Source organism: Methylobacterium sp. WL18, from assembly GCF_008040015.1.
Lineage (GTDB): Bacteria > Pseudomonadota > Alphaproteobacteria > Rhizobiales > Beijerinckiaceae > Methylobacterium > Methylobacterium mesophilicum.
This window is the reverse complement of the sequence record NZ_VRVD01000154.1, coordinates 1-8,802: the sequence shown is the minus strand read 5'-3', so window position 1 is coordinate 8,802 and position 8,802 is coordinate 1. Positions and strand designations below refer to the sequence as shown.

Sequence of the window (8,802 nt, the reverse complement as noted above, 5' to 3'; positions counted from 1 at the left end):
CTCCTCCGGCGCGCGAGCATCAGGGCAAGCGCGCTCGCGCGCCGGAGGAGGGCGGTGTTCGGCATGCTGGCGTGGTCCTCGGCTGACGTCTCGTCGCCGCCCCTGTCGAGGCCGGGCGGCGGGCCGCGGCACAGGTGGCGCGCGTCGCGCGAGAAGGCAAGCGCTGCCGTTTCGGCCTTCCGGCGCCCGGCCTGTTGGCGCCGCCCTCTTTCAGGTGCGTCGGCGGATGTTTACCTCTATAAGCCCGGCCAACTCCGCCAAGGCCGGCCCGCCACGCTCACCCGTCGGCGGGCTCGCGCGTCTGCAGGTCAACGATGCTCGGCTCGATCGCCAAGAAGATTTTCGGCTCCTCCAACGACCGCCGCGTCAAGGGCTACCGCCCGCGGGTGGCGCTGATCAACGCGCTGGAACCGGAAATCCAGGCCCTGTCGGACGACGCGCTCCGGGCGCGGACCGACATGCTGAAGGCGGAACTGGCCGCCGGCAAGAGCCTCGACGACATCCTGGTCCCGGCCTTCGCCACGGTGCGCGAGGCGGCCAAGCGGGTCTTCGGCCAGCGCCATTTCGACGTGCAGCTGATCGGCGGCATGGTCCTGCACGAGGGCGCCATCGCCGAGATGAAGACCGGCGAGGGCAAGACCCTGGTGGCGACGCTGCCGGTTTACCTGAACGCCCTGGAGGGCAAGGGCGTCCACGTCGTCACCGTGAACGACTACCTTGCCGCCCGCGACGCGGAATGGATGGGCCAGCTCTACCGGTTCCTTGGGCTCACCGTCGGGACCATCGTGCACGGGCTCGACGACGAGCAGCGCAAGGCGGCCTACGCCTGCGACATCACGTACGGCACCAACAACGAGTACGGGTTCGACTACCTGCGCGACAACATGAAGTACGAGCTGTCGCAGCTCGCCCAGCGGGGACACAACTTCGCGATCGTGGACGAGGTGGACTCGATCCTGATCGACGAGGCCCGCACGCCGCTGATCATCTCCGGGCCGGTGGACGACCGCTCAGAGCTGTACGTCTCGGTCGACGCGATCATGCCCCGGCTGGTGCGCGAGCATTACGACCTCGACGAGAAGCAGCGCACGGTTTCGCTCACGGAAGCCGGCAACGAGTTCGTCGAGGTGACCCTGCGCGAGGTCGGCCTGCTCAAGGACGGCGACCTCTACGACGCCCACAACGTCAGCCTCGTCCACCACGTGAACCAGGCCCTGCGCGCCAACACCCTGTTCACCCGGGACAAGGACTACATCGTCAAGAACGACGAGGTGGTGATCATCGACGAGTTCACCGGCCGCATGATGCAGGGCCGGCGCTACTCGGAGGGACTGCACCAGGCCCTCGAGGCCAAGGAGCGCGTGACGATCCAGCCCGAGAACCAGACGCTGGCCTCGATCACGTTCCAGAACTACTTCCGCCTCTACGGCAAGCTCGCCGGCATGACCGGCACGGCCTCGACGGAAGCCGACGAGTTCGCCGAGATCTACAAGCTCGACGTGGTCGACATCCCGACCAACAAGGAGGTCGAGCGCGTCGACGAGGACGACGAGGTCTACCGCACGGTCGCCGAGAAGTACGAAGGGATCATCGCGGAGATCGACAAGGCGCATAGCCGCCACCAGCCGATCCTGGTCGGCACCGGCTCGATCGAGAAGTCCGAGCACCTGGCCGAGATGCTGAAGAAGGCCGGCTACACCCTGCTCGACTATTCCGATCCGAACGCGCTCACCGACGTCTACAAGGCCGCCCGCGAGGGCCGGGTGACCAAGCGCTTCGCCGTGCTGAACGCCCGCTTCCACGAGCAGGAGGCCTACATCGTCGCCGAGGCCGGCGTGCCGGGCGCGATCACCATCGCCACCAACATGGCCGGCCGCGGCACCGACATCAAACTCGGCGGCAACCTCGAGATGCGGATCGAGAAGGAGCTGAGCCAGCTCCCGGACGGGCCGGAGCGCGACGCCGCCATCGAGGCGATCAAGGCGGAGATCGCCGACAACCGCGCCAAGGTGCTGGCCTCGGGCGAGCCGGCGGACCCGGAAGCCGGCCGCAAGAAGGCCCTGCCGGGCGGCCTCTACATCATCGGCACCGAGCGCCACGAATCCCGGCGCATCGACAACCAGCTCCGGGGCCGCTCCGGCCGCCAGGGCGATCCGGGCCGCTCGAAGTTCTACCTGTCGCTTCAGGACGACCTGATGCGGATCTTCGGCTCCGACCGCATGGACGGGATGCTGCAGAAGCTCGGCCTGGAGCAGGGCGAGGCGATCATCCACCCCTGGATCAACAAGGCGATCGAGAAGGCGCAGCAGAAGGTCGAAGCGCGCAACTTCGACATGCGCAAGAACGTGCTCAAGTACGACAACGTCATGAACGACCAGCGCAAGGTCGTGTTCGAGCAGCGCCGGGACTTCATGGCCCAGGAGAGCGTGCGCGAGACCGTCGACGAGATGCGCGAGGGCGTGATCGACGACTTCGTCGCCCGCTACATTCCGCAGAACGCCTACGCCGAGCAGTGGGACGTCGCGGCCTTGCGCGAACAGGTTCTTGAGGTGCTCAACCTCGACGCGCCGGTGGAGGAGTGGGCCAAGGAAGAGGGCATCGCCGACGAGGAGATGCGCGAGCGTCTGCTCAAGGCCGCCGAGACCGCCTATGCCGAGCGGGCCGAGAAGAACGGCACCGAGATCACCGCCTATATCGAGAAGCAGGTCCTGCTCCAGACCCTGGACCACCTCTGGCGCGAGCACCTCGTGACCCTCGACCACCTCCGGCAGGTGATCGGCTGGCGCGGCTTCGCCCAGCGCGATCCGCTCAACGAATACAAGTCCGAGGCCTTCGACCTGTTCAACAGCCTGGTGACGTCCCTGCGCGAGCAGGTGACGGCGCAGCTCTCCCGCGTCGAGATCGTGCACCATCAGCCCGATCAGCAGCAGGGCTTCCCGGGCGGCACGCCGGAGCTGCCGCAAATGTTCGCCCAGCATCTCGACCCGGTCACCGGCGAGAACGAGATGGATTACGGCGAGCGCGGCTCGGGCAGCGATGGCGGCGGCGGTCCCGCCTACGGCTACGCCGCGCAGGGCCTGTCGGTGGACGGCGCGGTGCTGGAGCGCGACCCGAACGATTCCGCCACCTGGGGCCGGGTCGGGCGCAACGAGCCGTGCCCGTGCGGCTCGGGCAAGAAGTACAAGCACTGCCACGGCACGTTCCAGGCCTGAGGCGGCTGACACATGGCCGCCCGCACGGTCTTCGTCGCCGGCGCCGGCACCGAGATCGGCAAGACCTACGTCACCGCGGCGCTGACCCGGCGCCTGCGGGCGCAGGGTCGGCCGGTCCGGACCCTGAAGCCCCTGGCGAGCGGCGTGCCGCCTCTGAGCGATCCGGCCTTCGCGGAGAGCGACACCGCCCGCCTCCTCGACGCGCAGGGCCTCGCCATCGAGGACGAGACGGTCGAGGCGTGCTCCCCCTGGCGGTTCTCGGCCCCGCTCGCGCCCGATCAGGCCGCCGCCCTGGAGGGCCGGGCATTGGACCTGTCCGATCTCGTCGGATGGTGCCGGGGGCAGGTCGCCCGCACCGAGGAAACCTTGATCATCGAGGGGGTCGGCGGGCTGATGAGCCCGGTCACCGACCGTGCCACCGGGCTCGACTGGCTCAAGGCGCTCGACGTGCCGGCGCTGCTGGTCTCCGGCAGCTATCTCGGGGCGATCAGCCACGCGCTCACCGCCTGCGAGACCCTGCGCCTGCACGGCGTGCCGCTGCTGGCCATCGCCGTCAGCGAGAGCGAGGGGGCGCCGGCACCGCTCGCCACCGTGGCCGCCTCCATCGCCCGCCATGCCGGCGTGCCGGTGTTCGGCCTGCGGCGGGGCGAAGCCTGCCCGGAGGCGTTGGCTGAGCTGGTGTGACCGGGGCGGGCCCGGAGGGAAACGGGCGGAGCGGAGCAGTGCCGGTTATGCGCCGTCCCTTTCCCGGACGCATGCAGCGTCAGCGGAATGCGACCCGAGACCCAGCACAAGACGACGCGAAGCGCCTGGCTTGCACCCGGAGTTCCACGGGCGTGCCGCTGCGCGGCGTGTTCTTCTGCTGGGTCCCGGATCACCTTCCACTGACGTTCCAGGCGTCCGGGAAAGGGGCGTGGCTCATGCCCGAGATCGGGGAAGCCGTCGGAGAACGGATGCGGTTTCCGGTTGATCGTTCGGCCGTGGCGAGCCGTTCTCGAAAACCTGTCCGGCTGCATCGGCTTCCACTTCGACGGACGGCGCTCTACCTGTCCGGTCAGGGCGAACGATTTAATCCCGCGGGAGACGTGCGTTGAGTCAGTCCCTTGCCCCCGCGGCGGCGCCCGATGCTCAAGCCGGGGCAGGCGACGACGCCGCGTCCCAGAAAAGCCGCCTCAAGCCCGCCCTCGTCTTCGGCGCGCTCGGCGTCGTCTACGGGGATATCGGCACCAGCCCACTCTACGCCTTCAAGGAAGCCGTGAAGGCGGCCACCGCCGGGGGCGCCTCGGTCCCGGAAGCCGCCACGGGCGCGGTGTCGCTGATCCTGTGGTCGCTGATCCTGATCGTGTCGCTGAAATACGCGGTGCTGATCCTGCGCGCGGACAACAAGGGCGAGGGCGGCATCGTCGCCATGCTGGCGCTGCTCGGCGCCCGGCAGGCCCGGCACGGCACCTGGAAGGCGGCGCTCCTTGTGGTCGGGCTGATCGGTGCCGCGCTGCTCTACGGCGACGGCGCGATCACCCCGGCGATCTCGGTGCTCTCGGCCATCGAGGGGCTGAAGGTCGACGCGCCGTCGCTCGGACACTTCGTGGTGCCGATCACGATCGCGATCCTGGTCGTGCTGTTCTCTGTCCAGCACAAGGGCGTGGCGGTGATCGGCCGGGTGTTCGGCCCGGTGATGCTGGTCTGGTTCGTGGTGCTGGCGGCCCTCGGGATCGTCGGCATCCTGGGCAAGCCCGAGATCCTCACCGCGCTGAACCCGCTGCGCGCCGTCGACTTCATGCTCCATGCCGGCTGGCACGTGAGCTTCGCGATGCTGGGCGCGGCCTTCCTGGCGGTCACCGGCGGCGAGGCGATGTACGCCGATCTCGGCCATTTCGGCGCGATGCCGATCCGGGTCGCGTGGTTCGTCCTGGTCCTGCCGGCGCTGGTGCTCAACTATTTCGGGCAGGGCGCCCTGCTGCTCGCCGCGCCCGACGCGATCGAGAACCCGTTCTTCCGCCTGTGCCCGGATTGGGGCCACTACCCGCTGATCGCGTTGGCGACGCTCGCCACCATCATCGCCTCGCAGGCGATCATCTCCGGGGTGTTCTCCCTGACCCAGCAATCGGTGCAGCTCGGCTTCCTGCCGGCGATGCGCATCGTCCAGACTGCGAAGGAGGAGCGCGGCCAGATCTACGTGCCGATGGTGAACTGGCTGCTCGCCGCCGCGACCCTGGTGGCCGTGGTGGTGTTCGGCTCCTCCGACGCGCTCGCCGGGGCCTACGGCATCGCGGTCTCGATGCTGATGGCCATCACCACGCTGCTGGCGGCGCTGATCGCCCTGCGCTGGGGCTACAACCCGATCCTGGTCTTCGCGGTCAACGGAGTCTTCCTGGCCATCGACGCCGTGTTCTTCGCGGCCAACAGCGTGAAGATCCTGGAGGGCGGCTGGTTTCCCCTGGTGCTGGCCGGCTTCGTCGCGCTGATGATGCTCACCTGGAAGAAGGGCAACGAGCTGGTCGAGCAGGCCCGGGTCGCGCTACGCCAGCCGGAGGACGTGTTCCTGGCTGGGCTCCAGCACCGCGAGCTGCTGCGCCTCCCCGGCACCGCGGCGTTCCTGTCGGCGGCCGAGCACGGGATCCCGCTGCACCTGTCACGCTTCGTCGAGCGCAACCACGCCCTGATGGAGCGGATCCTGATCATCACCGCGCTCTACGAGGAGACCCCCACGGTCCCGGTGGAGCAGCGCGCCCACGTGACGATCCTGGCGCCGGACTTCTACCGGGTGATCCTGCGCTACGGCTTCATGGAGGAGGCCTCGATCCCGGAGGGGCTGGCCTGCGCGGTCGCGTCCCGCCACCTGCCCGCCAACGTCGTCGACGACATGACCGTGTTCGTCGGGCACGAGACGATCATCCCGAAGGACGACCATCTCGGCATGGCCTCGTGGCGCGAGAACCTGTTCGCCTTCATGCAGCGCAACGCCGAGCGCACCGGCGCTTTCTTCGGCGTGCCGACGCGGCAGGTGGTCGAGGTCGGCACCGAGATCGAGATCTGAGCGGGCGAAAACCACGGGCCACGGCCGCCCCGCAGCTTGGAACGCATAAAGACATGTTTATGTCTTGATTGCTTCGTAGCGTCCGAAGTGGTAGGGCCTGGCCCCGAACCGCAACGCGAACACACGGAGCCGCCGACTCATGGCCAAGGATTATATCGTCAAGGACATCGGGCTGGCCGATTACGGCCGCAAGGAGATCTCGATCGCCGAGACGGAGATGCCGGGCCTGATGGCGGTCCGCGAGGAGTACGGCGCCGCGCAGCCCCTGAAGGGCGCCAAGATCGCCGGCTCGCTGCACATGACGATCCAGACCGCCGTGCTGATCGAGACCCTGAAGGCGCTCGGCGCCGACATCCGCTGGGTCTCCTGCAACATCTACTCGACCCAGGACCACGCCGCCGCCGCCATCGCGGCCGCCGGCATCCCGGTCTTCGCCGTGAAGGGCGAGACCCTGGAAGAGTACTGGGACTACACCTCGCGCCTGTTCGATTGGCATGGCGGCGGCATGCCGAACATGATCCTCGACGACGGCGGCGACGCCACCATGTTCGTCCACCTCGGCCTGCGCGCCGAGAACGGCGACACCGCCTTCCTCGACAAGCCGGAGAGCGAGGAGGAGGAGGTCTTCTTCGCGCTGCTCAAGAAGAAGCTCGTCGAGAAGCCGAAGGGCTGGTTCGCCGGCCTCGCCGACAGCATCAAGGGCGTCTCCGAGGAGACCACCACCGGCGTGCACCGCCTGTACGTGCTGGCCAAGGAGGGCAAGCTCCTCTTCCCGGCGATCAACGTGAACGACTCGGTGACCAAGTCGAAGTTCGACAACCTCTACGGCTGCAAGGAGTCGCTGGTCGACGGCATCCGCCGCGGCACCGACGTGATGATGGCCGGCAAGGTCGCCATGGTCGCCGGCTTCGGCGATGTCGGCAAGGGCTCGGCCGCCTCGCTGCGCAACGCCGGCTGCCGCGTGCTCGTGTCGGAGATCGACCCGATCTGCGCGCTCCAGGCCGCCATGGAGGGCTACGAGGTCGTGACGATGGAGGACGCCGCCCCGCGCGCCGACATCTTCGTCACCGCCACGGGCAACAAGGACATCATCACCCTCGATCACATGCGGTCGATGAAGGACCGGGCGATCGTCTGCAACATCGGCCACTTCGACAACGAGATTCAGGTCGCCGGCCTGAAGAACCTCAAGTGGTCCAACATCAAGCCGCAGGTGGACGAGATCACCTTCGCGGACGGCCACCGCATCATCCTCCTGTCGGAGGGCCGCCTGGTGAACCTCGGCAACGCCACGGGTCACCCGTCCTTCGTGATGTCGGCCTCGTTCACCAACCAGACGCTGGCGCAGATCGAACTCTGGACCAACACGTCGAAGTACCAGAAGCAGGTCTACACCCTGCCCAAGACCCTCGACGAGAAGGTCGCGGCCCTGCACCTGGAGAAGATCGGCGTGAAGCTCTCCAAGCTGCGCCCCGACCAGGCCGCCTATATCGGCGTCTCCGAGTCCGGCCCGTTCAAGTCCGAGCATTACCGCTACTGAGCCGGCTCCGGCCGGCGACGCCTCCGGTTCGGCGCGCAAGCCAAACCGGAGGTTGAATTCCTGACCGGCCCGAGAAGGGCCGGGACGGCGTTCGCTCCCTCGATCATCGACCGAAATAGGGCCCGGCGCGCTGCGTCGGGCCCTTTCGTTTGTCAACCCGTTTGAGCGCCAACGCACTGTGTCTTCTGAGTGTCGTTAACGGATGATTGTGAGCCCTCGGCGTATAGCCACGCTTCGTTCCCCTTCCGGCTGGATTCCGCCGCACGGTAAGGTGCAGTCGAATCTTAGATCGGTGGGTCCGCGAGGGTTCGAGAGAATCGTCGCGGGGACGGTGCGTTTCGCGCCGCGCGGTTGCACGCGCATGTCGGATCGCCAGGGGTGGGGGCAGGGCTATCATGGGTGTCGGTCGTGCCGCGCACGTTCGAATCTGCGTGGGTGCGCTCACATTGACGGCGGCGAGCGCTGCGCTCGCCGAACTGCCCGAGACCGCGACCACGCACGCGCCGCGTGAGATGCACAGCGTCGCCGCCCTGGCGATCTTCGGCGGCCTCGTCGCCTTCGCGGTGATCCTCTCGCTGCTCCACCTCTACGAGCGCGGGCGCTGGACCCGCCGGGAGCGGGAGCTGGCCGGCGCCCTCGACGTGCTCCGCGGCGCGCACGACCGCGCCGAGATGCTGCTCAACGCCGAGCGCCAGGTCATCGTCACCTGGGACCGGCGCAGCGAGCCGGTGGTCGAGGGCGACATCAGCCTGGCGATCTACGGCGAGCGGCCGACATCGGGCTATGCCCGCCGCGTGCTGGCCTTCGGCACCTGGCTGGTCGCCTCCGACGCCGCCGCGGTCGAGGCCGCGGTCGAGACCCTGCGGGCGCGGGGCACGAGCTTCTCCTTGAGCCTGCGCACCCAGACCGGGCGCAGCATCGACGCCCACGGGCAGGCGGTGGCCGGCCGCGCGCTGCTGCGCCTGCGCGAGACCAGCCAGGAGCGCTGCGAGATCGCCGACCTGCGCGCGACC

4 protein-coding genes and 1 pseudogene are annotated in these 8,802 nt (G+C 68.5%); all 5 read left to right on the top strand.

What is annotated here, in order from left to right; translation table 11 throughout:
- Window positions 1-314: 314 nt before the first annotated feature.
- Window positions 315-3,212 carry a preprotein translocase subunit SecA gene (secA, locus tag FV228_RS13275; protein ID WP_147855055.1) on the top strand — a complete coding sequence of 966 codons (2,898 nt, stop codon included), beginning with the start codon at window positions 315-317 and terminating at the stop codon, window positions 3,210-3,212.
- 12 nt (window positions 3,213-3,224) lie between these two features.
- Window positions 3,225-3,896 (top strand): dethiobiotin synthase, encoded by a 672-nt coding sequence (bioD, locus tag FV228_RS13270; RefSeq protein WP_147855054.1) that lies wholly within the window; start codon window positions 3,225-3,227, stop codon window positions 3,894-3,896.
- Window positions 3,897-4,302: 406 nt separating this feature from the next.
- Entirely contained in the window at window positions 4,303-6,249 is a 1,947-nt protein-coding gene (locus FV228_RS13265; RefSeq protein ID WP_147855053.1) for a KUP/HAK/KT family potassium transporter, read from the top strand.
- Between the two features lie 139 nt (window positions 6,250-6,388).
- The gene (gene ahcY / locus FV228_RS13260; RefSeq protein WP_147855052.1) at window positions 6,389-7,789 is read left to right on the top strand and encodes an adenosylhomocysteinase; all 1,401 of its coding nucleotides are present in this window, start codon (window positions 6,389-6,391) and stop codon (window positions 7,787-7,789) included.
- Between the two features lie 395 nt (window positions 7,790-8,184).
- A pseudogene (locus FV228_RS13255) lies at window positions 8,185-8,802 on the top strand (two-component sensor histidine kinase); the annotation flags it as partial.